A 1,004-nucleotide genomic window follows, 5' to 3' on the forward strand; every position below is an offset into this window, starting at 1 on the left:
CTCAGCCGGTCGCGGGATCGTGGCGAGGCTGATCGGGCTCGGGCGATCCTCCTGACCCTGATGGGCTGGACCAGCCTGCGCATCGCCGAGGCCTTCGGGGTGCGCGAGGACACGGTGCGCTTCTGGCGCAGCGCTTTCATGGAGAGCGGAGCCGCGGCGTTGCGAACATCCGTCGCCCCGGGCCCGGTTCCGGTCAAAGCCGCGTGCGCCCTGGCAGTCGCTGAGGAGGTGCTGTCCGGGCCGGTGGCGGATCGCCCCAATTGGACGCTGCCGCGCTTGGCCGACGAGATCGAGAAGCGCTCTGGCGTGCGCATCTCGCGCTCGCGCCTGTCGGTCGTGCTGCGCCAAAGGGGGATTTCCGCTGGCGCCGGCCGCGCCACACTCTGAAAGCCCGCCAGGACCCCGATGCCGTGGACCGGATCGGCCTGCGCTGCCGGCTGTTGAAGGCGCAGGCTGAGGCCGGCGATATCGTGCTGCTGTTTGGGGATGAGTCCGAGACGCTCACCCATCCTTATCTGGCTCATGTCTGGGCCAGGCGCGGGGCCGATCTGCGCATCCCGGCACCCGGACAGGCCACCAAGGTGGCCCTGCTCGGCGTGCTCGACTGGGCCGCACGCGAGCTGGTCGTTCAGACCAGCCGCACCAAGCGCAGCACCGACTTCATCGCGCTTTTGGAGACCCTCGACCGCCGCTACGGCCCCGAGCCCGGCCGCTGCGCCAAGCCGGTTCGGCTCGTCCTCGATAACGGTCCCATCCACACCAGCAAGGCAAGCACAGCAGCCCTCGCCCAGCGGGCGCACTGGCTCAAGGTCGAATGGCTGCCAAAGTATGCTCCCGAACTCAACGACATCGAGGAGCGATGGCGTGATGTGAAGCGGCATTACCTCGCTCACCAGACCTTCACCGGACCCGAGGACCTCGACCAGGCCATCCACGAAGCCATCATGAAGCTCAATCACGAACGAAGCCGCCATTCGTTGGTCAACCGGCGAATCCCTGCTTAG

The 1,004-nt window shown here is 67.6% G+C and carries 1 protein-coding gene and 1 pseudogene; both read left to right on the forward strand.

The genetic code is table 11. From position 1 onward, the window contains the following. Window positions 1–156, forward strand: a pseudogene (locus ILT44_RS31600) (helix-turn-helix domain-containing protein); the annotation flags it as partial. Between the two features lie 104 nt (window positions 157–260). Next, on the forward strand, window positions 261–1,004 hold the full coding sequence (locus ILT44_RS30495) for an IS630 family transposase (protein WP_239468650.1): 744 nt from the start codon (window positions 261–263) through the stop codon (window positions 1,002–1,004).

Source organism: Microvirga arvi, from assembly GCF_016892765.1.
In the GTDB taxonomy this organism is placed as follows: Bacteria; Pseudomonadota; Alphaproteobacteria; order Rhizobiales; family Beijerinckiaceae; genus Microvirga; species Microvirga arvi.